The following is a 23979-nucleotide window of genomic DNA, read 5'->3' as shown; positions in this document are numbered from 1 at the left end:
GGTGATTACCGAAATGACTATTCCTTCTTTTCCCATTGTGACGGAAAGCGACTCCGAGCTGCCGATTTATCTCACGAGCGTAGGGCATTGGGAGGATCAAGAACGGACGAGAAGACCGGATGGCTTCCCCGATTACCAATGGCTGCAAGCGCACTCCGGCACGGGCGAGCTGATCGTCGGCGATCAACGGTATATCGTTAAACCGGGTCAAGGCTTTTTCCTATTCGCGAACGAAGCCCACTATTACCGGCCTTTGGCAGAGCCTTGGGATGTTCAATGGATTTCTTTTAACGGCAGCCTCATCCCCTCCCTGCTTCGGCAAGCCGGCATCGAGCGCTCGGGCGTATTTACGATTACCTCTCCGGATAGTTTGATTTCGCACATGAAAACGATATACGCGATGTCGCTCTCCGGTCATCCTTTCATGGGAATGGAGTGTTCGAAGCTTTTATACGCTTTTCTCCTGGATCTTATGAAAAACGTATGGACGAACTCGCCTTCAACCGCCCATAACTATATGAAGCTACATCCGGTGACCCAATACATCGAAGCCAATTGCCATCGCCCGATCGCGATCGACGAGATGGCCCAATGCATCGGGGTGAGCGCCCAGCATCTCTGTCACCTGTTCAAGATCACTCTAAGAATGCGTCCCATGGAATACGTCAATCGCGAGAGAATCAATAAGAGCAAGGAATGGATGTTCCGCGAGCCCGGCTTGAAAATGCAGGAAATCGCCGCGCGGGTCGGATTCGATACGCCGAGTTACTTCAGTTACGTATTCAAGAAATCCGAAGGGATGAGTCCGGAACAGTTCAAACGGGCGCACGGCGGATAACGCATCGTCGGTACGAAGCCGATTTCAATCGATTTGACATCGCACGATCAATTGTTTAGGATATAGTCAACAAATTGACTTTTGGAGCAACCGCATTGGACAAAGACGATCCGTTACACGGAAGCATTGTTATGAATATTTTCCGATGCTCCAACCTGCTTGAACGCATCGGTCGCAAGCTCGTATCCCAGGTCGGACTCACAAGCGTCCATCAGTGGTTTATTCTGTCGTCCCTTTCCGAAGGAGACCTTTCCTTGAAACAATTAGGGACGAATACGCATGTGACGAAGCAAAACATGACCGGAATGATCGAGCGCCTGAAGCAAAACGACTACGTTACGACATACGAAGCGCAGGAAGACCGCCGAATCACTCTCGTGCGATTAACCGATAAGGGAAAACAAGCTTTGGTGCACCTGGAAAGCTGCGGATCGCTTAGCGGCCAGACCTCTATGGATCGTCTGCGGCTAGAAGAACTAACCTCCTTCAACCGGTGCCTTCAGCAATTAATCGAGAACATGAACGACGAGTAACTCCTGCCCATTAAGGAGGCAAACCGCTTTGACAACACAACCTGTCGCTTTTTCCGTTCTTGATCTGGCTTCTATCGTTCAAGGGAGCACGGCTGCCGTGTCTTTCCGTAACACGCTTGACCTCGCCCAGCACGCGGAGCAATGGGGGTATCGCCGTTTCTGGCTCGCGGAGCACCACAGCATGCCCGGCATCGCCAGCTCGGCTACTTCCGTCGTCATCGGGCATGTCGCCGCCGGCACGTCGACGATTCGCGTCGGTTCGGGCGGCATCATGCTCCCGAATCACGCGCCGCTAGTTATCGCGGAACAATTCGGTACCCTTGAATCGCTGTATCCTAATCGGATTGATCTAGGCCTTGGAAGAGCTCCCGGCTCCGACCAAGCCGCTTCGCGCGTTTTACGCAGAGGCTTGGGAGCCGGAGGGGAAGACTTCCCGGCGCTTCTTAGCGAGCTTCGCGCTTACTTCGATCCGTCGATAGGAACCGCCGGCAACATCGTCCGCGCCATCCCCGGCGAAGGCTTGAATGTCCCGATCTGGCTCCTCGGATCAAGCGGCTTCAGCGCTCAATTGGCCGGCCAGCTCGGTCTTCCGTTCGCGTTCGCCAGCCATTTCGCGCCGGATTATTTAATTCCTGCATTGGAAATCTACCGCGGCAACTTCCGTCCGTCGGCCGCATTGGCTAAGCCCTATGTCATGGTCGGGCTTAACGTTACCGCCGCGGATACCGAGCAAGCAGCCAAAAGGCTTGCCACTTCGCAGCAGCAAGCCTTCCTGAACATGATTCGCGGACGTTTCGGACAATTGCCGCCTCCCGTAGACAGCATGGACGGTCTATGGTCTCCCCAAGAGGAAGCGGCTCTTCAGAGACAATTCGGATATGCGGTCGTCGGGGACAAAGCTCAATTGATAGACAGATTGCAATCCGTCGTCCGCGAGACTGGCGCGGACGAGCTCATCATCGCATCGCAAATTTTTGACCACCAAGCTCGATTGAGATCGTTCGAGATTATCGCTGACGCTAGACAAGAGCTACGCTAACCAAGAATAGGATGCTAATCGTCAATACCAATACATCCGAAGGACGTATCCGATACTCGCGTATCGGGGTACGTCCTTCTTCTCCTTGGTATCCGCGGGATTCCATCGCGATCGCCAAATCTTTGGCCCGATGGATCGAGAGCACGAATAGCGGAATAAGCATCGGCAATACGCCTTTAAACCGGGACATGACGCCTTTTCGGTGAAATCCGCCGCCGCGCGCGATCTGAGCTTTCCGTACCGTATCGAATTCTTCGAGCAGCAAAGGCACGAACCTTAGCGCGATCGAGAACATCATCACCGCATCGTGAACGGGAACTTTCCATTTCTTAAGCGGAGAACAAAGCTTCTCCATTCCTTCCGCCAGCACGACCGGGGAAGTCGTTCTCACCAGCAAGGACAAAAGGATGACGATGCCGAAGATTTGCTCGCACATCAGAATTCCCGATACGATCCCCTCCCGCGAGAACGTCATCCCTCCCCAGTGAACTAAGGTATCTTCCGGCTTCGTGCTCAACGCCGCCCGAAATACCATCGTTGACGCGAAGAACAAGCTTAAAGAAAGCAAAGTCCACAGGAAAGTGCTCCATCTTAGCTTCGCGATCCCCCACAACGCGACGAGGACCAACAATTGAACCGTCTTCAGCGCGGGCGAATGGTGAATGATTATACTTAAGGAAAACACGGCTAATGCGACGATTTTAATCCGGGGATCCCAGCTTTCGATCCATGAATTTCTCTTCTCGAATATTAAGTAGCTGCCTGAAGCCATTCGGAATCCCTCTCTATGATGAATTGATAAGCGTCCGCGACGTTCTTCTCGTTCCAAGGTTCGGCGATAACGATGCCGCGACTCTCCTTAAACCATCTGGCGATCGCAAGCGCGGTCGGTTCTTCCCAATCGAATAACGACCTAACGGACGGGTCAGCGATCCGATCCGCCGGGGCTCCGTCCGCCACGATGACGCCGTGATGCAACGCAAGCATACGCGGAGCGTGCTCAAGGATTTCATCCAATTGATGGCTAACCCAAATGACCGTAGTGCCCCTACTCTCGTTTAATTCTCGAAGCAGATCGAATAATGCCGTGCGGGAAGGCAGATCCAAACCCGCCGTCGGTTCGTCGAGCACGATTACTTCCGGTTCAAGCACGAGAACGCCCGCGATGGCGGCCCTCCTTTTCTCTCCGCCGCTTAACTCGAGCGGACTTCGGGTCGCATATTGATTCTCCTGCAACCCGACGGCATCCAGCGCTCGCCTAATCTTATTCTCCCGTTCTTCGGGAGTCAGGTTGGAATTCCGCAGCCCGAATCCGACGTCTTCGGCTACCGTAGGAGCGAACAATTGGTGCTCCGGGTATTGGAAGACGTAGCCGATGCGGTCGAACAATTCCGGTCTGCGATCCAGATGGGGATCGTATCCGTCCAGCTTTAACGTTCCTCCGGTCGAGCGGATGAAGCCTTTCATCAATTGCAGAAGCGTAGACTTTCCGCTGCCCGACTTCCCGCATATAGCTACCTTCTCTCCGGGTTCGATCGCGAAACCGACGTTTTCCAGCACGTTGGGAAGAAGGTTTGTTTTTCCCCGGCGCTTTGGCTTGCCGTGGTTAAACCTTATGCCGTTTAATTCAATCCGCATCGCGGGTCCCTCCATTCAGCAAACTATCGATTGCGTTCGCGGGGATCCCGCGTCGTTCCAGCTCCAACGTAAGACGATGCCGATAGGGCAGTTCTAGTCCGCAATCCCGCAATAAATCTTGCTGCCTCCACAGCTCGTCCGGTCGCCCCACCGCTCGAATGGAGCCTCCGGAGAACAATACCCAACGATCGGCGTCCATCACCTCTTCCATATGATGGGTCACGTAAATAACGGCGAACGACTTCGTCCGGCGCGCTTCGGCTAGCGAGCAAAGAAACTGCCTTCTTCCGGTCGGATCCAGCATGGAGGTGGCCTCGTCCAAGATCAGATATTCCGGATCTATGGCGAGCACGGCGGCAAGCGCCAGCTTCTGCTTCTCCCCTCCCGACAGCTGAGTCACTAAGCGATCTTCGTCTACGTCCAGACCTACCGTCTTAAGCGCCCAGCTTATTCTGGAAGACATGGTTTCCCTCGCCCAACCCATATTGGACAATCCGAAAGCGATATCTTCTCCGACCGTGACGCCGACCTGCTGGTTTTCCGGATTTTGAAACACGATCTGAACCTTCTTGCGCACGGCTCTAATCGACGACCCTTCGGCGACCGAAAGCCCGTCAACGCCGATCGCGCCTTCGGTGGGCTGTTCGATTCCGTTTAATAGCTTCGATAAAGAAGATTTCCCCGAACCGTTCGGTCCGAGGAAAGCAATAAACTCGTTCTCTTGAATATCCAAATTAACGTTTCGCAAAGCGTAACGAGGCTCAATATCCATGCTTGGATAAGCAAAAGAAACATTTTCGATCGTTATCATGTTAGCGGCACCTTCTTCGTAGAGTAGCGGCTTTCTATCTGACTTGCGGTACTGCTCCAAACACGCTCTTAGGGTCGGCGGGGTCGAACGTTCCCTCCGCCGTATTCGGGATTTGCCAGAAGTAATCGATCTTTACGCCCGATTGCTCCGCGAACGACAGAAAGTCGCGCATGAAGATGCCCTTGCCCGGATCGCAGGACGGACTATCCGATATCCCGATCCCTCCTACGATTTCATAACCGTGGTCCTGATACACCTTCAGTTGTTCTAGGTACGGCAGCAGAATTTTCCGATTATGCTCGTTAAACTCCGGCGTATCGTATTGCTCGACGGTCATTGGAGGTCTATCGGGACCTAGAAAAGTAAATTCGGGACAAGGCAACTGGAATATGCCGAATTCCTGCTCGTTCGCCCAATCCACCGCCGCCTTCATGACGCCGGGGCTTCTTGCCTCATCGGAGACAACGGCGTTCTGGTTCAGCACGCAATGGGAAACGACGATAATTCGTTTACTACGCCGCATTGGATTGCCCCGATTGGCGAACGGCCGGGCGCTTCAGCAACGATTGCGGAATCCCCTTCAACACATAGTAGATCAGCACGGCCGATAAGATTTTGTCCGCTAGATTCCCCCATAGCCGCGGCAGGAACGCGGAGGCGAATACGCTGGAGCCGGCGTTTTTGAGCCATAACACGAAAATATCCGTCGCTCCGCCCGTTAAGCCGCCGAACACCGCCACCGCGATAACCGTACCGACCGCCGGGCAGATCACTCCTAGCAGAACACCCGATACAAGAGCCGTCTTGATCGTATATCCGAACTTTAGGGTAGCGAATCCTACGATAAGACCGACGAGAATATTAACGATCGCGAACGGGATGGACGTATAGCTTGAAGTAACCCCGAGTACGAGATTCGTCAACAATCCGACAAGAGCCCCCCAATATGGGCCGTATAACGCAGCGATGAAAATCGTGCCGATGACGTCCAAAAATAAAAACGGGATATTCAAATTCCCGATAACCGTGCCGGCAATGACGTTAATCGCTACCGCCAATGCTCCCAGCGTTAAGATAAGCGTTCTCTGATTCATGCTTTCATCCTCCAAATTTAGATTAGTAGCGTGCCGGTGATGAACTAGCCTTTATCCCTCCCTTGTACATACACGAGATCTGCCGCCCTCCCGGACATGAAACGGCGTCTCCGACGAATACAAAAACCAGAGAAAATCAGCGCATAGGCCGATGATCTCCGGTTGTACGGTAGATATCTGAGTTATCCGATTGGTTTTACGATATAACAATCGGATTCGCGTTGTCAATGGATTGACAGCATTCCAAAACCGGTGTTATGATCAACTCTAACATTTCCGAGTAACCCTATTATAATTGGAGGTTTTTGATGATGAAAAAACAACTCAGATTAGGTTCCAAGCTGTTTCTAGCATCCGCAATCCTATTATCGGCATCGGCCGCAGCGGCGCCGTCCTGGTCATCGGCAGCATCCAGCGTTTCATCGAACGTCCTAAGCGCCTCCTCTTCTCTAGCTCAAGAATACGGCGTTTTCCTAAAAGAAAAATACAAAATCGTAATCGGACAGAAGGTTACGAAAGGACAATACGCCGCGGCGGTAAATAAGATTCTCGCTCCATCGGCAATCGAAGCGACGGCTGCTAGCAAACCAAACGATCGCCTGAAAGCAATCGAAGCCGTGCAGATCGCCTTGGCAGCGGCCGATCTTGAAGAACTTGCCTCTACATATCCTGCCGACAAAACGAAGAAATCGCTGGCCAAACTGAAATTAAACTGGAAATCCGACGTTTACTCTTCCAAGGAAGCTCGGGCGTTGGCAGCAGCGGTCGATACCGGACTGCTCCCTTCCGATTACTTCGGGGACATTAGGAATAACGCGGCAGCTTCCGCGTCGCTCTCTACCGTCCTGCTCGGTAAGGTTCTTGAAGCTAATGGTCAATACAAGCATTATATCGGGTATTCGTCCGACTCCGATATTTACGCCAAATTATACGACGCTTATCGGACTTCGGACATTATCAAAGCTCCCGAGCTGAGGAATATCGTGGACGAAGCACTGAAGCAAAATCTCGTAACGGGTTACAATCTGAAAGATAGCCGTTTCGATGCTAACTTCGTAGATTCGTTGTCGCTCGTATACGGACACTCCGACTTCAAGCATGCTCTCCAGCTTGTCGGTTTGCTTCGCAGCGAGGGGATTCGGGCCAAAATCCAATTCGAGCCCAAAACGTCCGCCTTCATTTATTTGAAGGAATGGGGGGATCCCGGCGTATCCGACTTGTTCGAAGTCGTGCAGATCGAGAACGGAAACTATATCGAATACGCCAAAGAATACGACCTGGCATTCGAATTCGCATCGGCGGCGGACAAAGCCCGGTTCGATCAGATCGTGCTTAAATACGCCAAGAAGAACGAAGAGAACCAGCCCGGCCTCATCTACGGCTCTTGGTGGCAACCGCTGTATTTCTCTATAACGGAGCTCAAAAACTATAAGAAAATTTCCAACAACAAAATCGAAAAAGGCCACTATTACGCTCAATCCTTCTCGCTCAAAGAGCAATCCGCGGCCGTTGCCGCCGGGTTCGAGAAGCTTGATCCTTCCGTAAAGGTAATCAACTATGATTTCTGGGTCGATGGACCTTTCTTCAATTACTTGAACGGCGAATCGAAGTAAGTAAAATATAGGGGTTGGACAATAAAGTCTAGAATAGACCTTATTGTCCAACCCCTAATTCTATTTCTCGCTTTTACTATTTTGGGCCTTCGTTCGGCAAGCTCGGCCGCTTCGACGCAATGAAGGCACTTTTTTGGCCTATGTGAATGTATCAACTCCGTCCTAGGAGCTTGAAGCAAATAAACATGCCTAACTAATCATCAAATTCCGCTGCTTCGTCTCCACGATGGAACGGCTGAAAGCAGTGGCAAGCCCTTCAAGATAAGCATAATCCGTCACGCCGATAATCTCTCGTTCTCCGGAGGAAAACGACAGCGCCAGCTTATGGACCGGTTTCACGAAAATATACAGCAACACGTTAGCGATCAGCCCAAGAAAACCTATTAAAGTGACGATGGAATGGAATCGGAAGTCCCATATGAATCCGGTTGCAATAAGGAGGATTTCAATGACCAATAACGTATAGGGAATCTGCCTCTTCGTCTTGGTCAACTTAATCGAACATAAATGCTGGATGGCAAACCGAGTATTCCCGCTTACGAACAGTTCCCTTGTTATGGTGAAATTGTTATCCTTATAGATCGGTTGGTTTTCCATCGTCATTATTCCTCCTCAAGGATGGGTTCATAGATGTAAGTTCGACATCCAAATGGAAATACCTACCTTGCCTTGCCAAAAAAACAACAAAACAGCCAGCCCTCGCTCTCCGAGCTGCGGCTGGCTGTTTCGGCATTTCGCTAGTTATATTCGTTTATTCATAGAGAACGGCTTTGACGTCTTCGTTGTCGATATTCGTTTTGTCGTACCATACGAATCCGCTGTCGATTACAGGCTCTACTTGTTCGCCTTTCGCGGCAGCTACGGCTGCTCTAACCGTTTCATAACCGATGCCGACCGGATTTTGCGATACCGCTCCCGCCATCAGGCCGTTTTTGATCGCATCGATTTGCGCTTTGCCGGAGTCATAGCCGATAACGGTAATTTTTCCTTCTTTTTTCGTTTCGGCTACCGCGTTGATGACGCCGATCGCGGAGCCTTCGTTCGTGCCGAAGAAGCCTTTGAGGTTCGGGTAAGCCTGCATAATGGCTTTAGCGGCATCGGTCGATTTCAAGTGGTCCCCGCCGCCGTATTGGATATCGACGATTTTGATGTTCGGATACTTTTCTTTTATACGGTTTACGAATCCGTCGCGGCGATCAATGCCCGTGCGGCTCGTTTGGTCATGCGCGATGACCGCGACTTCGCCTTCGCCGCCGATAAGCTCGGCCATTTTATCCGCCGCGATGCCTGCCGCTACCGCATTGTTCGTTGCAACCGTAGTTACCGGAATATCGCTTTCCACGCCGGAGTCGAATGCGACGATCGGAATTCCGGCATCTTGGGCTTTCTTCAGGAGCGGAATCGAAGCTTGGCTGTCGAGCGCAGCGAATCCGATCGCGCTCGGTTTTTTGTCCAAGCCTACTTGAAGCATCTCAAGCTGCTTATCGACTTGCGATTCGGTTTCGGGTCCTTCGAAAGTAATCTCGACGTTCAATTCGGCGGCCGCTTTCTCCGCTCCGGCTTTGACCGCTTGCCAGAATTGGTGCTGGAACCCTTTGGAGATGATCGGAATGTACATCTTTTGTCCTTCGGCCTTCGCTTCCGCGCTTGGAGAAGCCGCAGGCGACGACGAACTTCCTTTGTTGCCGTTGTTGTTGTTGTTCGAACCGCAAGCGCTGATGACGAGCATAAGCGCCAATACCATCAATAACCAACCCTTTTTCATCCTCGTATCCCCTTTGTTATGAAAGATAATTGCTTGATTTATATAATCTCCATCGGAGACCATACCAGCGTTAGGCTTTGCGACGACGTAAAATATCCGCGTATACGGCGAGCAAGATAACAAAACCGACGACGACCGTCTGCCACTCTTGAGGAACCGACATAATGCGAAGACCGTTCGTCAATACGCTCATGATCAACGCGCCGATAACCGTGCCTACGATCGTTCCTTTACCGCCATTGAGCGAAGTGCCGCCGATGACGACGGCCGCGATGGCCTCGAGCTCGTAACCCATTCCAAGCGAAGGCTGCGCCGAGTTCAGGCGAGACGCCATGAGCACGCCGGCTAGACCGGTAAACACGCCAGTAATCATATAGATGATAATTTTCCATTTCCGAACGTTAACCCCGGAGAGACGAGTCGCTTCTTCGTTGCTGCCGATCGCGAAGTTGTAGCGTCCGACGATCGTACGAGCCAGCAAGATGCTGCCGATGACCGCCGCGAGGAAGAATACGAGCACGGCGTTCGGAATATCGAATCCGGGAATCAAATCTCCCAGCACCGAACCTAACGAAATTTCCATGAACACTTCGTCGTCCGTGAAATAGATCGGCTTCGTGCCCGAAATGACGAGCGCAAGCCCTTTGGCGATCATCATCATGGCCAACGTGGCGATGAACGGCGGAATGCCTAGCCGCGCTATCGCATAACCCGACACGAAACCGCACAGCGCCCCCGTTAACAAGCCCCCGATAATGCCGACCCACACCGGCAAGCCCCACATCGTGATGAACACGCCCGTCATTACCGCGCTCAGCGTCATTACCGTTCCGACCGACAAGTCTATCCCTCCGGTCACGATTACGAAAGTGACCCCCAGCGCCAGTACGCCGATAACCGCGGTAGAGAGCAGAATCCCGACGATATTGGAGAAATTGAAAAAATTGCCGGATGCTAACGAGAAAAATAGGACGAGTAAAATCAAGCTTCCGAAGGCCAAAAACTGCTGCAGTCCCGCGTTAACCGCAAACCGCTTTTTCCGGATTTCTCCTGTTGCTAATTTCATGAAGACTCCCTCTCTTTCTTAATACCGGTTCTAGCTAATTCTGTCCGTTGCGTACGTCATGATCTGTTCTTGCGTAGCCTGTTCGTCATTGATCATCTCTCCGGTAATTCTTCCTTCGCACATGACGATAATGCGATGGCTAAGCCTTAAGATTTCCGGAAGCTCCGAGCTGATCATGATGATCGACTTGCCCGAGGCCGCTAGACTCTCCAACAATTTATAAATCTCGCTCTTGGCTCCGATATCGATTCCGCGCGTCGGCTCGTCGAAGATCAGAATGTCGCAGTCGCGCGTTAGCCATTTGCCGATAATGACTTTCTGCTGATTGCCGCCGGACAAATTTTTCAGCTTCTGCCCGATGCCCGGCGTCTTGACCTTCAGCTCCTCGACAACGTTGTTCGCCACGTCCGCCATTCGCTTGTCGTTCATCCAGCCGAAGCCTTTCGCGAACCGTTCCAAAGCGGCAATCCCGACGTTCGTTTTGACGTCCATCTCTAGCAGGCAGCCATAGTGCTTCCTATCTTCGGACAAATACCCAATGCCGTGCTTGACCGCTTGATCCGGTCCCGAAATCCGCACTTTACTGCCGCGAATATAGATCTCCCCGGATTCGACCGGGTCGGCTCCGAATATCGCGCGCGCGGTTTCCGTTCTTCCCGCTCCGACGAGTCCGGCTACGCCGAGAATTTCTCCCTTGCGGAGCGAAAAACTAACATCTTGAAGCACTTTCCCGCGGTTCAGATTGCGTACTTCAAGCACGACATCGTTGTCGCCCGGCATTCGGCGATCCGGCTTGGTCGGCTGATAAATCTCTCTGCCTACCATCATCGAGATAATTCGGTCAATGCTGACTTCGCCTGTATTCACGGTATCGATATAGCTTCCGTCCCGCATGACCGTAATTCGATCGGTTATTCTTTTCAACTCGGCCATCCGATGGGAGATATATACGATGCCTACTCCTTTGGCTCTTAGCTTATCGATCATCTTGAACAACTCTTCGATCTCGGCGTCGCTAAGAGCGGCCGTCGGTTCGTCCATGATCATGACTTGAGAGTCGTAAGAGATGGCTTTAATGATCTCTACCATTTGCTGTTTGGCCACGGTCAACTCCGACACGGGAGTCGTCGGCTCGATATCCAAATTCATTTGCTTCAGCAAAATCGCCGTCTGCCGATTCATTTCTTTGTCGTCCAGGAACAAGCGAATCGCCTTGCGGGGCTCCTTGCCGATAAAAATATTTTGCGCGACCGTTAGATCGAGGGCCAGATTCAACTCCTGGTGGATCATGCTGATGCCTAATTTCTGAGCCGAGCCCGTATCGGGAATGTGAACTTCGTTCCCTTGATAGATAATGCGCCCTTCATCTTTCTGATAGACGCCGGTCAGCACTTTCATCATCGTCGATTTTCCCGCGCCGTTCTCTCCCACTAGGGCATGCACTTCCCCGGCACGCAGTTCGAATTGGCATTGCTTTAGGGCGTGAACGCCGGCGAAATGCTTCTCGATACCTTCCATCTTCACGACAACTTGACTCACCGCTGTTTCCCTCCCAACTCCTTGTTCTTGTTGTTGATATTCACTTTACACGCAGAATCGAAGCGCTTACATGTGATTTCTTCCTGTAAGAGTCGAATAATTTATGAGGTTGCCTTTCAGCGAATATAAACAAAGAGACGGTTTCGGCAAGTCGTTTACCGACCTTCCGAAACCGCCTCTTCAGTTGCCGACGAATGGGAACAACAGCTTCTGGTTTTCCTCTTCGTACATATTTTGTTTCGTTATAAGCAAGGAGCCCGTGTCGATTCTATCGGGAATTTGCTCCCCCCTTGCCGCCTCCACTGCCGTCTTGATGCTTAAATATCCCATCTGAAACGGACGCTGAATGACGGTCGCCTGAATAACTCCCTCATCCAGGAGCTTGATTTCATTGAAGGAGCTATCGAACCCGATCAGCTTGACCCTGTCCTTAAGCTCAAGCTCTTGGATCGCCCTTCCCGCTCCTACCGTCGTCGGTTCGTTAAGCCCGACGATTCCAAGCATGTCGGGGTACTTGCTTAATATCTCTTTAGCCATGAAATAAGCATTTTGTTCGGACCCCTCGACATAAAAAGTATCTAGCAACTCGATGTTCGGATTGCCTGCGAGAATTTCCCGAACTCCTTTTTCCCGGTCGATATGCGAAGCGGCGTTTTTGACATAACTGATGATCGCTACTTTCGCCGGACCGGCCAATTGCTGCTTCATCGCTTGGCCCGCTTCTTTGCCGGCTTTGACGTTATCCGTAGCGACAATGCTCCTCGCGACGTCGGAACGGATTCCGGAATCGACGATAATGAGATCGATCCCGTTCTTCTTCACCTTTTCCGCGACGGGAACCAATAGATCGTAGTCGTTCGCAGCCAGCACGATGGCGTCCGGCCGGTCATGTATCGCTTTCTCCACGAGGGCAATTTGCTCCTCGACGTCCGTTTCGGTTTTGGAGCCCCACACTTGTACGTTAGTATCGAACTCCTGGGAAGCTTCGTGGATGCCATCGACCAACACTTCCCAGAACTCGATCGAAGCATCCGTCGACTTGATTATGACCGTGATGTCTAACTGTTTCTTGTCGGACAGTCCGTTGAACCCGTACAAGAGACCTGCGATGACTGCGAGAATGAGGAAGATCGCCCCGATCGACCGTTGGTGTGCCTTAGGCATCAGGTTTCCTCCTTTGCCGGCGGAATCGATTTAGGGATGCGAATATAGACGGTCGTACCTTGGTCTAACGAGCTCTTATAAGTCAGTCCGTATTGCGGCCCGAAATACAATTGAAGCCGTTCATGAACGTTTCTTACGCCTACGCCTCTTCCTTCGCTCTGTTGCGGCGCCGGGAGCAGCATCGTCCGCAGCTTGTCCTCGTCCATGCCCTTTCCGTTATCTTCGACGATCAAGAAGATATCCGCTTCCGTCTCCTCGGCCGTAATCGTAATCAAGCCAGGCCCGTGCTTCATCTTGATGCCATGATAGATCGCGTTCTCGACGATCGGCTGCAGAATGACTTTAATGGTCAAAAAATGCTGTATCGAATCGCTAATTTCAATCTGGTAGTCCAATTTGTTTTTGTAACGCATTTTCTGAATCATTAAATAGTTCGTGATATGGTCTATTTCCGTTTTGATCGATACCAGCTCTTCTCCTTTGCTGATAGACGCCCGGAACAGCTTGGCTAGCGCCGAAGTCATCAATACGACCTCTCGGGATTTATTGCTCTCGGCCATCCAAACGATGGAGTCCAACGTATTATACAAAAAATGCGGGTTGATCTGAGCTTGAAGCGCGTTGATTTCGCTCTTGCGTTTCTGCTCCTGGTCGAGCACCGTCTGGGACATCAGCTCTTTGATTTTCCCGACCATGATATTGAATGCCCGCGCAAGCCTGCCGATCTCGATCGTCTTGGGAACGCTCACGTGAATATCGAAATTGCCTTTCTCCACTTCTTTCATGGAGTCCTGCAGTTGCTTGATCGGCCGGCTGACCCGCTGCGATAGGAAAACCGAAATGACGATCGCGATGACGATGCAAATCAACCCCAGAATAATAAAGGACAACCGAACTTCGTTCTGGTTATCGACAAGTTCGTTCACGTACGATACGCCGACGATTTTCCAGCCGAAATCGGAGTTTTGCACCGTATACATCCGACTATCGCTGCCTTCGTCGCTCGTGAACGTACCGTTCTCGATTTCGAGCACCTGATCGATCATCTCGGACTTCAAATTGCTATAGATGAGCTGTTGCTGCGGATGGTACACGATTTTCCCGCCGGAATCGACGATAAACAAATAACCCCGTTGGCCAAGCCTAATCTCTTTGACCATATCGTTCATGACGCTGAAATTCAGATCGACCAAAAAGACGCCGAGCTTCGTCTGTCCGTCCCTGCTGATGAGTTCCCGGCTTAGCGAGACGACCCAAGGATATCGATCTTTGAACACCGGCTGGACGTGCGAGGGAGAGATGACGCTCTCCCCGCCCGCTTCTTTCGCTTTCGTATACCAACTTAAACCGGTAATATCGATGTAAGGATTAAGCTCCAGATCCTTCCTTCCGGACACGAACTGTCCTCCGTAACCGATCACGTTAACCGACGAAATATCCGTCCGGGATACGAGCATCGACTCTAGCATATCGGCTACGGCTTCCTTCGCTTTCTTCTCCTCTTGCAGGCTGCCGAATTCCGTGGTGGACAAATATTGCTGAACGGCGTGGTTGCCGACTACGAGATCGGACATGCTCTTCATGCCGTTCACGTAAGATTTGATATTGTTATTTACCTGTTTCACAAGCTCGGTCGTGTACGCTTGCGCTTTCGATTTAACCGCTTCTTTAGTCAAATAGTAAGACGTAATGCTCATGATCAGTATGGTCATCAAAATCAGAATAACAAATGCGAGCACCATGTTCGTCTGAATGCTGCGTAGTCGCGAGAAGATACCCACCTGTCATCACGCTTTCCCTGTCGTCATTTTATTGCGATAGTCCGTAGGCGTATCTCCGGTATGCTTTTTGAAGGCACCGCTGAAATAATGCGGGTCGCTATACCCTACCGCATAAGCGATTTCGTAGCTCTTCATCGCCGTCAAATTCAACAATTCCTTGGCTTTCTCCATTCGCACGTGCGTTACGAATTCCACGAACGATTTGCCGTTATGGTTCTTGAACATGCTGCTGAAATAGCTGGAGCTTAACGAAACGTGCTGGCAAACCGACTTTAACGATAAGTCCGGGTCCGAATAACGTTCCTTAACGAACTCGATAGCCTTAGCTATCTGGAATGCGCTTTGATCCTCGCGCGAGCTTCTGATTACGGTAACCGCTTTGCCGCACAGCGCCTTCATCCATTCTTCCATCTCGTCCAGATTGGTCATGCCGTTAATGTCGGTCACCGGATTAACGCCTTCACCGAACGCATGCGACTCGTGACCGTTTACTTCATATAAGGTGTGCATCATCGTCAATAGAATACGCTGCAGATAGATATAACAAATATCGATCGGAAATACATGCTCCCGGAACGTCGCGAACAGCTTTCTCAGCCATTCGTCCATCTCTTGAAGCGTTCCGGTCTTCAGCTTCGTCACCAGTTCGCTTTCCCAAGTTACGACCGATAGCAGTTCCGGCCGTTCCCGCCGCTCCATATCGGATAGGCGTATGATTTCGTTCATTCCGATGACGTAGCGATAGTCCAACGCGGACAGCGCGGATCGGTGGACTATTGGCGCATTGTCCGTCAACATACTCGCATGCCCTATCCCTATCGATAATTTGATTGGCAAATAAGATGTAGCCGCGCTGCGGATTTCATCGGCCGCCGACAGTGAATATTCTTGCAGTTCATCGGAATCCGGACCCGATAGCAGTACGAGCACGCGATTTTCCCGATCCCGGAAAATCGCGGTTCCGGTATATTTCTCCGTGATTTCTTGCGCGATATTAAAGAGAGCGAATCGAATAAGCTCCTGATCGGACAAAGTTGAAGGAACGCTCCACTCGAATTCGTCCACGTCGATCGCGAGCTCGATTAAGTACGGTCCGTTCCATTCGATTCCGAAGTAACCGGAGCTTTCCCTGATCTGCTTCTCGGTCATAGGCGCGGTAACGAGCCGCTCCAGAAACCGCTCCTTAAGCAAAGGCATGCTTGCCGTTAACTCGCGTTTCAGATGCTCGTAATCTTGGATCTGCCTTCTCTCGTGATCCATTTCCCGGGCGAGCTTACGGATGATCTCTTCGAGCTCCGTAGCTGTAATCGGTTTCAAAATATAGTCCACGGCTTGCAGCTTCAATGCCTGCTGCGCGAATTCGAAATCGTCGTATCCGGTCAGAATGATAACCTTCACGTTCGGATATTTAATAGACAGCTCGCTCGTCAGCTCAAGGCCGTCCATGAAAGGCATTCCGATATCGGTCAGGACGACGTCGGGCGTCTCCCGTTCGATGAATTCGAGCGCTTCCTTCCCGTCCTCGCAATCGCCGATACATACGAAGCCGAGCTGCTCCCAACTCATCTGTTCCTTGATCGCTTCCCGTACCAATGCTTCGTCGTCGACGATGAGTAGTTTATACATGATATCCCCGCCTCTTGTTGATCTAGTGGGCTACGGACGCGATAAAATCGATCTGCTCGATCGTGCACTAACTGAGTCTAACATATTATAAGAAGGAATATCCCCCGTCGGATAAATAGAAATAATTCAATCGTAACTTCTTGGAAACGTTAAAGGAATGTAAAAACGTTCGAAAGTAGTTGAATTTTTTTCTATCTGTTAGAAAATCTATTAATTATCTTTTGCGGGGATGTATCTCATCGATAAAGGTGAAGAAAAAAGAAAGAACCTCACCTATAAAGGCGAGGTATCATTTAAACCGTAGTTCCAATCATTTAACCGCGATGTAAATATCGATCTGAGCATTGTCGGGATCGGAGCTGCGTTCGTCGTAGAGCTCGAAATCGCCCGTGAACGTTCTTTGCAGTTTCGATGCGGCCGACCATCTCCATATCGCTTGCCATGCTTCTATTACTACTGTCGTTGCGTGGCCTCTCATAGTCGTAAATACGGCATATTGCGAGGCAGGCAGGATCTTGGCCTCCAATCCGGCCGGAAGGTGACCGATCTCGGACACGCTGCAGCCGATCAGAAGCTTATATTCGCCCGCCGCTCCGTTCTTGTAATCGGTGTAGCATCCGTAGATCGGCTGCGGAGATTCTTGCTGCACATGCGGAATCGACTGCCGGACGCCTTCCTTCCAGAACTTATCCCACAAACCGCCGATTTGGGCTTGCGGACCGAACTCTTGCTCATTGGAAGTCGTCGTCGCGATGCCGACCAGCTTGATTTCGTCCCTATGCACCAGCGCGTATGACGGCTCGTTTCGAACGGATGACCAACGTTTCAAGCTTGGAAGCGACCCCGCCAGCATCCCGCGAGCGGTATTCTCGTCCATTCCTTGCTCGACTAGAAACGGAACGCAGAAGCCGACCATATCGTTTACCGTAAAGTCAGGTTGGGTGAATTCCCCGTTCGTATAACAATAGCTACAATAATCCTCAACGGGGGCGCCGGACTTATCCGATCCGAACACCTCTGGACCGGTTAGCGGCATTCCGCAGCTCTGGCATTGCGATTCAACCTGTTGTTGCGACATCTCAATCACTCCTTATCGGTTATACCCTGACTATACTAGGAGTAACTTGACAACTGATTGTCAGGTTTTCAAGGGAGCGAATCATAAATTTTTCCGATGTTCATGGCAATCTCTCTAATCTTAATTCGGATGTGCTCCGGCTCCAACACTTCCACGTCTTGTCCGAAGCTAAGGATAAACCCGTACAACCAGCGGTCTTCCGGAAAATGCATCGAGACGACGTACCGTTCCTCCGCATCTTTTCCCGGAATCTCCACCTTTTCCGCAACGAGCGATTCGACGTCGAACCATTCCTCGGCCAGATGCCTGGCTCTTGGATGAAATCGCAGTACCACTTTCGTAGCCGTTTCAGGCGCGGACCAATCCTGTTTCCAAGGCATTTGTTCGATCGGGATCGATTGCCGGATGAACGCGCGCTCCTCTACGGTTATTCCTTTCATCCTGAACAGCTTGAATAATCGAAATTGCCGGCGATCGAGGCAGAGAGCGTATAAGTACCACGTTTGCTTCTTCAACACGAGCGTGTAGGGTTCAACCCGGCGTTCGGTTACTTCCCCTTGCGCGCTGCAGTACGCAAACGACACTTCGCGGCTCTCTTCCACCGCCGTCTTAAGCTTGGCGAGCTTATCTTCCAAATGTCCTTTCCGGCCCCACGGGGACAGATCGACGATGAACTGCTGAGTCCGAAATTGGAATTGCTCCGTTTCCTCCGCAGGAACGATGCTTTGCATCTTCTCGAGCAGTTGCTTGTGGTTCGGGTTATCGTATGTCGTCGAGACGCTCTGCAGAGCGGTTACGATCGCGACGAGTTCATTGTTGGTCAGAACGTTGCGATCTAGACGGTAGCCTTCCGACAAGCCGATTCCCCCGCCGGCTCCCTGATAAGAGATGACGGGGATGCCGGCTTGATTGATGACCTCGATATCTCGATAGATGGTGCGCACGGAAACCTCGAAATGATCGGCAAGTTCTTTGGCTTGGATCATCCTACGATTGATCAGCATAATGACGATTCCGAGCAAACGGTCAAGCTTCATGTTCACCATCCGTTCTGAACGAAAATTTATCTGGTTCTTGGAACTATAAAAGCATTGTCTTTCTTCTCGAAGCCGATACGGGGATAATAGTCCATGGCGGACGGCGCGGACAGAAGGAGCAAAGATACCTCTTCCCCGATCTGTTCCCGAACGATTCGCACGAGTTCTTTGCCGATTCCGGCTTTCTGATATTCGCCGCGCACCGCCAGATCGGACAAATAACAGCAATACGCGTAATCGGTAATCGCTCTCGCTACTCCTATGAGCCGAGTTCCGTCCCAAGCCGATACGTTGATGTCGGCGTTATCGATCATTCGTTGAATGCGGACGAGATCGTCCGCAGGCCGTTTGATTCCGGAGCCGCGGAATACTTCCGATACGTCCCGGGCTTGGAGCGGCTCGTTTATCTTATACTCGATAGTCCGCAATGCACTGCACATCCCTTGCGTTTTTCAGTAGATCGTATTCGATCTACGCTAGAATGAACAGTGCCAATTCCTTGTCGATTCGGTGGTCCAATTAAGCTTTAATCCGAATTTCTTCGAGGATTTGCTCTTTCAACGCGGATAGGCTTTGCGTCCCGAGGTCTCCTTGTCCTCTCTTCCTAACCGATACCGTAGCGGAATTTTTCTCGTTTTCTCCCAGCACGAGCATATAAGGCACTTTTTCCAGTTGGGCTTCGCGAATTTTGTATCCCAGCTTCTCGTTGCGGATATCGACATCGACGCGAATGCCGGACTCTTCCAACGTTTTTTTCGCTTGCAATGCATAATCGATATAGTTGTCCGACACGGGAAGCAGCTTCGCTTGAACCGGCGCTAGCCACAGCGGGAAAGCCCCCGTGTAATGTTCGGTAAGAATTCCGATGAATCGGTCGATCGAGCCGTAAACCGCGCGATGGATGACGACCGGACGATGCTTTTGATTATCTTCGCCGACGTAAGCGAGTTCGAATTTGTCTGGCATCTGGAAATCCAATTGGATCGTTCCGCACTGCCAGCTCCTTTTAAGCGCGTCCAAAATGTGAAAATCGATTTTAGGTCCATAGAAAGCGCCGTCGCCTTCATTGATACGGTAAACTATGCCGCGCTTGTCCAGTACGTTCCGCAGCGACGTTTCCGCTTGATCCCATAATTCATCCGAGCCCATATAATCGTCGGGCCGAGTGGATAACTCGATCTTGTATTCGAATCCGAACACCTCGTAAATGTAACCGATCAGCTCGATGACCCGCCCGATTTCATCTTCTATTTGCTCGGGCAGAACGAAGAGGTGAGCATCGTCCTGGCAAAACGTGCGAACGCGCATCATTCCGTTAAGGGCTCCGGAATATTCGTGGCGATGTACCTGGCCGAATTCCGATAGACGGATGGGCAGCTCCCGATAGGACGCAAGCTGTTCTTGTAAATCAGCATGTGGCCGGGACAATTCATCGGTTTAAGAGCGAATTTCGTGTCGTCCACGTTAGTGAAGTACATGTTGTCTTTGTAGTGGTCCCAGTGTCCGGATTGTTCCCAAATCCGATTATTCATCATGAGCGGAGTGCGCACTTCATCGTAATCCCGCTGTCTCTGAACTTCGCGGGCGAAATCTTCAAGCTCCGTGCGAATGGCCATCCCCTTCGGAAGATAAAAAGGCATGCCGGGCGCTTCCTCGGAGAACATGAACAAGCCAAGCTCTTTGCCAAGCTTGCGATGGTCGCGCTTCTTCGCTTCCTCCAGCACGTGCAAATGTTGTTCGAGCTCCGCTTTCTTCGGAAAAGACGTCCCGTAAATCCGCTGAAGCATCTTGTTGTTGGAATCTCCCCGCCAGTATGCGCCCGCCACGCTTAACAGCTTGAACGCCTTAATGCGTCCGGTGGAAGGAAGGTGCGGTCCCCGGCAAAGATCGAAAAACTCCCCCTGATCGTAGATCGTGATCTCGGCATCTTCCGACAATCCTTCAATCAGCTCTAGCTTTAACGGTTCTTCCAGCTTCTTGAACGTTTGCACCGCTTCCTCGCGGCTGACGGCCCGGCGAACGATAGGCAAGTTTTCTTGGACGACTTGGTCCATCTCACGTTCGATCGCGGCTAGATCGTCGCTGGACAACGGCTTTGCGATATCGATGTCGTAATAAAATCCGTCTTCGATGACCGGTCCGATTCCGAGCTTAACGGCTTGGTCTCCGTAAATGCGCTTAATGGCCTGCGCCATGACATGCGCCGTACTATGCCTGTAGATATCCAGACCGTCTTTGCCGTCCAGCGTCACGATTTCGACGGAGCAGTCGCGCTCGATCGATCGTCGCAGATCGACAAGCTTGCCGTCGATCTTTCCCGCTATCGCGTTTTTCTTCAACCCTAAGCTAATCGATTCCGCTACGCTTTCGATTGTCGTGCTCCGGGGATACCTCCTTATTGATCCATCCGGCAACGTTACGTTGATCTCCATGTTCTTTTCCTCCGTTTCCGCTTGATTGTATGAACGCAAAAAAACGCATCTCTCCCAGAAAGGGACGAGTGCGTTCTGCTCGTGGTTCCACCCTAATTCGACCTGCACCATAACATGCAAGGACCTTATTGGTATCCGGTATCGGGGATAAAACGGTGTCGCTTACTGCCGCGAACGATGGCTCGACGGGTTCAACGCCACGGCTGCAAAGGGGTAATTCCGCAACCGGTTACCGGAGAAGCTTTCAGCCTGATCTTCTCTCTCTGTACGGCCCGTAAAGGGAATCGTGTCTTTGGTCAATGCCGATTATGAATTTCTTGTGTGTAATCTTACAGAATGAAGCTTGTAAAAGTCAAGATTGGATTTTCGTATCAGCCCTAGCTCACTTCTCGAGTCTCCAATCCATTTTCCGAACAACGATCCAGAATGTAAGGAAAGTGAACAAGATAAGGGCCAGCATATCTATCGTCACCGATGTCGTCCACGTCCCTTGGAGCAGTTGTCTTAAGCCGTCTGCCGCGTAAGTGGTCGGGAACAAATAAGAAACCGTCTGCAACGCGGCAGGCAATTGCTTAATATCGATCATGACCGGCGTCAGAAAATTCAAAAAGACCATCAGCAAGTTCGTGATCATGCCCGTCAAATCCTGATTTTTCGATAGGAACCCGATAAGGATCCCGAATCCGGCCGGTGCCGCTACGGATAGCAACACCATTGGAATCAAGCCGAAGGTCAGTTGAATCTGAATGTGAAACACGAAGTGCCCGACGATCGACATGATGATGACGGAAGGCAAAGACATCAAAAATCCGCGGATCATGAACGCCAAGAGAAAATTGATTTTGGAGATCGGCAGCGAAGCGTAAAACGTAAATTGCCCTTGCTGCTTGCTCCAAGCGATGTGATTGCCAAGACCGTTGATCCCCATAATAATGATCGGAAATACAATATTGCCGCTTACGATCCTCATCACGACGTCAGGGCTTGGCGATTCCAGAAAAAACTTCATGAACAGCAGCGTAGTGAACGGAAATATCGAGGCCAAGCCGATTACCCACATCCACGTTTCGCGGACTTCCGCATACTGAATTCGCAGCAAATACATCAATTCCGTCGCCGATGCCGCGACGCTTCTCAGCGTCGATACGGGTGTTGCTTGCGCCAACGTTAACGCCGCGCCAGGAGCGGCGCTCTGTTTCGCCAAGCCCTCCTCAATCGGATTCACCGTGGACATCTCCTCCCAATTTCATATAAACGTCCTCCAGGCTAGGCGGAACGATCTTGTACTCCGTACACGCCAACTCGTCGAGATTCGTCGTGATTCGGGAGACGAGTCCGTTCGCTTCTTCGCGTCCGACGAGCATTTGCACGCGATTCTCGCTGATGATCTCGACTGTCCCCCATTGATTCAAAAGCTTCTCGGCCGCATCGCGTTTACCGCTTTGCACGATGATTTCTACTTTCAAGCGAGGGTCCACTCGGCTTTTCAAGTTCGTAATCGAATCAATGACTTGCAATTTGCCCTGATTAATAATGGCAACCCGGTCCACGACTTGCTCCGCTTCCAACACGTTGTGGGTCACGAGAAGTACGGTCGTTCCGCATTCCCGGTTTTTCTCGCGCACTAAATCCCATACGATTTTGCGTTTAACGGGATCTAGCTCATTGGTCGGCTCATCAAGAATAAGCACCGGCGGATCCCCGATCATAACGGCAGCTAGTCCCGCAAGCCGCCTTTGCCCTCCGGATATCCGCTTCATCATTTTGTCGGAAATGGCCCCCAGGCTGAGTTTTTCCATCCACCATCCGGTAAGCCGCTCCGCCTCCTGCTTCCCGATTCCTCTTAACCGGGCCGTGAAGAATATGGCTTCCCTCACCGTTAAGTTCGCCAATGCCCACGATTCCTGCGCGTAGTACCCGACCTGTCGGGATACGTCGCGGGAATGTTGAATCAAGTCTCGCCGAAAAAGAAGAATAGAACCGGATGTCGGTCTGGCATGCGCCACCATCTGTTTCACGAGAGTAGACTTGCCGGCGCCGTTCGGGCCGAGCACCGACAAGATTTCTCCTTCCTTCACGTCGAAAGTTATATCGTCGTTGGCAAGCTTTTTGCCTTTCTTATACACCTTCCGCAAATTGCGAATCTCGTAAACGCTGTTCACATGAGCCCTCCTCGGTATCCGACGGAATTCCGTTTTATCGGGACACCGTCCCTGTATGGGATAACAAACGGCGGTTCAGCGCGTCTACGAACTTCCGCCGTTCGTTCGTACAAGAAAAAATGGCCTCCCGCAAACTCTTGAAAATGGCACCCCCTGGACGTTAGGGGGGCCCACTCTTCGATTCGATTTTGCGTCCACTGGTCTTCCTTGCCCGTCATGATGACGAATTCGGAGTTAATCGGATCCGTTCGTACATCGCATTCGTACGTTTCGATCATCCGGTAATCCGCCTTCAAGATCGGCAAGAAGAGATTCACGAGCTCCTGGTGTTCGAACAGCTCGGCCGGCGTCAAACCCAGCTTCTTGATTTCCTCCGTAAATTCGTCGTCCGGCAAGAGATGTAAAATTTTCTCGTCTTCCTTCAAGTGGGGGGCAATCCGACCGGAGAAAAACGCTGCGGCCGGATCCCGGAACCCCATCGCTCGGATGCGGCGGCACATCTCATAGACGAGCAACGTCCCCATGCTGTGGCCGAGCAACGCATACGGACTCGAACCCGCCTCCCGCTCCAACTGCGGATACAAATCCTTTACGGCTTCTTCGATGCTTTCGTAGAAAGGCAATCCGGCCTTAGCCCCCCGTCCCCTAAGCTCGATCGGAATGAGCTCTATGCGGGGATCGAGCAGCTTGCGCCACCTGCTGAAGCCGACGGCCGAACCTCCGGCATGGGCGAAACAAAACAGTTTGATTTTACCGCTCACCT

At 51.4% G+C, this 23979-nt stretch carries 22 protein-coding genes and 1 pseudogene; 4 read left to right on the top strand and 19 right to left on the bottom strand.

Features of this window, described 5'->3' with window-relative positions; all coding sequences use genetic code 11:
* Positions 1 to 13 precede the first annotated feature (13 nt).
* The 3 genes from FPL14_RS25895 to FPL14_RS25885 all read left to right on the top strand — a co-directional run bounded on the left by FPL14_RS25895 (position 14) and on the right by FPL14_RS25885 (position 2410).
* Positions 14 to 838, top strand: a complete 825-nt coding sequence (locus tag FPL14_RS25895) for an AraC family transcriptional regulator (protein ID WP_182300428.1) — start codon at positions 14 to 16, stop codon at positions 836 to 838.
* Positions 839 to 969: 131 nt separating this feature from the next.
* A complete protein-coding gene (locus FPL14_RS25890) occupies positions 970 to 1371 on the top strand; it encodes a MarR family winged helix-turn-helix transcriptional regulator (RefSeq protein ID WP_182300427.1) in 402 nt (133 codons plus the stop codon).
* A gap of 28 nt (positions 1372 to 1399) precedes the next feature.
* On the top strand, positions 1400 to 2410 hold the full coding sequence (locus FPL14_RS25885; RefSeq protein WP_182300426.1) for an LLM class flavin-dependent oxidoreductase: 1011 nt from the start codon (positions 1400 to 1402) through the stop codon (positions 2408 to 2410).
* Here the strand turns inward: FPL14_RS25885 and FPL14_RS25880 are convergent.
* Genes FPL14_RS25880 through FPL14_RS25860 form a run of 5 tightly spaced genes read right to left on the bottom strand, consistent with a single transcriptional unit; the run spans position 2391 to position 5953 of the window.
* Positions 2391 to 3182 (bottom strand): energy-coupling factor transporter transmembrane component T family protein, encoded by a 792-nt coding sequence (locus FPL14_RS25880; protein WP_182300425.1) that lies wholly within the window; start codon positions 3180 to 3182, stop codon positions 2391 to 2393. The genes FPL14_RS25885 and FPL14_RS25880 overlap by 20 nt on opposite strands.
* Positions 3161 to 4048, bottom strand: a complete 888-nt coding sequence (locus FPL14_RS25875) for an energy-coupling factor ABC transporter ATP-binding protein (protein ID WP_182300424.1) — start codon at positions 4046 to 4048, stop codon at positions 3161 to 3163. The genes FPL14_RS25880 and FPL14_RS25875 overlap by 22 nt, the downstream gene beginning before the upstream one ends.
* A complete protein-coding gene (locus FPL14_RS25870) occupies positions 4038 to 4859 on the bottom strand; it encodes an ATP-binding cassette domain-containing protein (protein ID WP_182300423.1) in 822 nt (273 codons plus the stop codon). Before FPL14_RS25870 ends, FPL14_RS25875 begins: the two co-directional genes overlap by 11 nt.
* Before the next feature lie 34 nt (positions 4860 to 4893).
* Positions 4894 to 5382, bottom strand: coding sequence for a CD3072 family TudS-related putative desulfidase (locus tag FPL14_RS25865; protein WP_182300422.1), 489 nt, complete (start codon positions 5380 to 5382; stop codon positions 4894 to 4896).
* Positions 5372 to 5953 (bottom strand): CD3073 family putative ECF transporter S component, encoded by a 582-nt coding sequence (locus FPL14_RS25860; protein ID WP_182300421.1) that lies wholly within the window; start codon positions 5951 to 5953, stop codon positions 5372 to 5374. The genes FPL14_RS25865 and FPL14_RS25860 overlap by 11 nt, the downstream gene beginning before the upstream one ends.
* Positions 5954 to 6261: 308 nt before the next feature.
* Between FPL14_RS25860 and FPL14_RS25855 the strand changes: the two genes are divergently transcribed.
* Positions 6262 to 7566 carry a hypothetical protein gene (locus tag FPL14_RS25855; RefSeq protein WP_229263679.1) on the top strand — a complete coding sequence of 435 codons (1305 nt, stop codon included), beginning with the start codon at positions 6262 to 6264 and terminating at the stop codon, positions 7564 to 7566.
* Between the two features lie 189 nt (positions 7567 to 7755).
* Here FPL14_RS25855 and FPL14_RS25850 read toward each other — a convergent pair whose 3' ends face one another.
* The 14 genes and pseudogenes from FPL14_RS25850 to FPL14_RS25785 form a co-directional block, all read right to left on the bottom strand.
* Positions 7756 to 8163 (bottom strand): DUF6232 family protein, encoded by a 408-nt coding sequence (locus tag FPL14_RS25850; RefSeq protein ID WP_182300419.1) that lies wholly within the window; start codon positions 8161 to 8163, stop codon positions 7756 to 7758.
* A gap of 154 nt (positions 8164 to 8317) precedes the next feature.
* On the bottom strand, positions 8318 to 9331 hold the full coding sequence (locus tag FPL14_RS25845; RefSeq protein ID WP_182300418.1) for an ABC transporter substrate-binding protein: 1014 nt from the start codon (positions 9329 to 9331) through the stop codon (positions 8318 to 8320).
* A gap of 70 nt (positions 9332 to 9401) precedes the next feature.
* A complete protein-coding gene (locus FPL14_RS25840; protein WP_182300417.1) occupies positions 9402 to 10397 on the bottom strand; it encodes an ABC transporter permease in 996 nt (331 codons plus the stop codon).
* Positions 10398 to 10427: 30 nt separating this feature from the next.
* Complete coding sequence (locus FPL14_RS25835) at positions 10428 to 11936, bottom strand: sugar ABC transporter ATP-binding protein (protein WP_182300416.1); 1509 nt, start codon at positions 11934 to 11936, stop codon at positions 10428 to 10430.
* Between the two features lie 180 nt (positions 11937 to 12116).
* Positions 12117 to 13100, bottom strand: a complete 984-nt coding sequence (locus FPL14_RS25830; protein ID WP_182300415.1) for a substrate-binding domain-containing protein — start codon at positions 13098 to 13100, stop codon at positions 12117 to 12119.
* Positions 13100 to 14881: a cache domain-containing sensor histidine kinase gene (locus tag FPL14_RS25825; RefSeq protein WP_229263678.1), complete on the bottom strand. Its 1782-nt coding sequence runs from the start codon at positions 14879 to 14881 to the stop codon at positions 13100 to 13102. Before FPL14_RS25825 ends, FPL14_RS25830 begins: the two co-directional genes overlap by 1 nt.
* A gap of 6 nt (positions 14882 to 14887) precedes the next feature.
* A complete protein-coding gene (locus FPL14_RS25820; protein ID WP_182300414.1) occupies positions 14888 to 16507 on the bottom strand; it encodes a response regulator transcription factor in 1620 nt (539 codons plus the stop codon).
* Between the two features lie 310 nt (positions 16508 to 16817).
* The gene (locus FPL14_RS25815) at positions 16818 to 17585 is read right to left on the bottom strand and encodes an effector binding domain-containing protein (RefSeq protein WP_182300413.1); all 768 of its coding nucleotides are present in this window, start codon (positions 17583 to 17585) and stop codon (positions 16818 to 16820) included.
* Positions 17586 to 17653: 68 nt separating this feature from the next.
* On the bottom strand, positions 17654 to 18622 hold the full coding sequence (locus FPL14_RS25810; RefSeq protein WP_182300412.1) for a helix-turn-helix transcriptional regulator: 969 nt from the start codon (positions 18620 to 18622) through the stop codon (positions 17654 to 17656).
* 26 nt (positions 18623 to 18648) lie between these two features.
* Positions 18649 to 19050 carry a GNAT family N-acetyltransferase gene (locus FPL14_RS25805; protein ID WP_229263677.1) on the bottom strand — a complete coding sequence of 134 codons (402 nt, stop codon included), beginning with the start codon at positions 19048 to 19050 and terminating at the stop codon, positions 18649 to 18651.
* Between the two features lie 91 nt (positions 19051 to 19141).
* Positions 19142 to 21054: pseudogene (gene thrS, locus FPL14_RS25800) on the bottom strand (threonine--tRNA ligase).
* Between the two features lie 382 nt (positions 21055 to 21436).
* Positions 21437 to 22279, bottom strand: a complete 843-nt coding sequence (locus FPL14_RS25795; RefSeq protein WP_229263676.1) for an ABC transporter permease — start codon at positions 22277 to 22279, stop codon at positions 21437 to 21439.
* On the bottom strand, positions 22266 to 23216 hold the full coding sequence (locus FPL14_RS25790; protein ID WP_182300409.1) for an ABC transporter ATP-binding protein: 951 nt from the start codon (positions 23214 to 23216) through the stop codon (positions 22266 to 22268). The genes FPL14_RS25795 and FPL14_RS25790 overlap by 14 nt, the downstream gene beginning before the upstream one ends.
* Positions 23213 to 23977, bottom strand: coding sequence for a thioesterase II family protein (locus tag FPL14_RS25785; protein WP_182300408.1), 765 nt, complete (start codon positions 23975 to 23977; stop codon positions 23213 to 23215). The genes FPL14_RS25790 and FPL14_RS25785 overlap by 4 nt, the downstream gene beginning before the upstream one ends.
* Between the last annotated feature and the right edge of the window lie 2 nt (positions 23978 to 23979).

This window comes from Cohnella cholangitidis, from assembly GCF_014107495.1.
Classification (GTDB): Bacteria; Bacillota; Bacilli; order Paenibacillales; family Paenibacillaceae; genus Cohnella; species Cohnella cholangitidis.
Note: the sequence above shows the minus strand (reverse complement) of the source record. Positions and strands in the feature narration are given on the sequence as shown.

Bases quoted from the DNA above. Each gene is read 5' to 3' on its own strand.
- FPL14_RS25875 (WP_182300424.1), bottom strand. From the start codon at position 4,048: ATGCGGATTGAATTAAACGGCATAAGGTTTAACCACGGCAAGCCAAAG.
- FPL14_RS25840 (WP_182300417.1), bottom strand. From the start codon at position 10,397: ATGAAATTAGCAACAGGAGAAATCCGGAAAAAGCGGTTTGCGGTTAAC.
- FPL14_RS25850 (WP_182300419.1), bottom strand. From the start codon at position 8,163: ATGGAAAACCAACCGATCTATAAGGATAACAATTTCACCATAACAAGG.
- FPL14_RS25860 (WP_182300421.1), bottom strand. From the start codon at position 5,953: ATGAATCAGAGAACGCTTATCTTAACGCTGGGAGCATTGGCGGTAGCG.
- FPL14_RS25865 (WP_182300422.1), bottom strand. From the start codon at position 5,382: ATGCGGCGTAGTAAACGAATTATCGTCGTTTCCCATTGCGTGCTGAAC.
- FPL14_RS25820 (WP_182300414.1), bottom strand. From the start codon at position 16,507: ATGTATAAACTACTCATCGTCGACGACGAAGCATTGGTACGGGAAGCG.
- FPL14_RS25870 (WP_182300423.1), bottom strand. From the start codon at position 4,859: ATGATAACGATCGAAAATGTTTCTTTTGCTTATCCAAGCATGGATATT.
- FPL14_RS25845 (WP_182300418.1), bottom strand. From the start codon at position 9,331: ATGAAAAAGGGTTGGTTATTGATGGTATTGGCGCTTATGCTCGTCATC.
- FPL14_RS25880 (WP_182300425.1), bottom strand. From the start codon at position 3,182: ATGGCTTCAGGCAGCTACTTAATATTCGAGAAGAGAAATTCATGGATC.
- FPL14_RS25830 (WP_182300415.1), bottom strand. From the start codon at position 13,100: ATGCCTAAGGCACACCAACGGTCGATCGGGGCGATCTTCCTCATTCTC.
- FPL14_RS25890 (WP_182300427.1), top strand. From the start codon at position 970: ATGAATATTTTCCGATGCTCCAACCTGCTTGAACGCATCGGTCGCAAG.
- FPL14_RS25810 (WP_182300412.1), bottom strand. From the start codon at position 18,622: ATGAAGCTTGACCGTTTGCTCGGAATCGTCATTATGCTGATCAATCGT.
- FPL14_RS25815 (WP_182300413.1), bottom strand. From the start codon at position 17,585: ATGTCGCAACAACAGGTTGAATCGCAATGCCAGAGCTGCGGAATGCCG.
- FPL14_RS25895 (WP_182300428.1), top strand. From the start codon at position 14: ATGACTATTCCTTCTTTTCCCATTGTGACGGAAAGCGACTCCGAGCTG.
- FPL14_RS25855 (WP_229263679.1), top strand. From the start codon at position 6,262: ATGATGAAAAAACAACTCAGATTAGGTTCCAAGCTGTTTCTAGCATCC.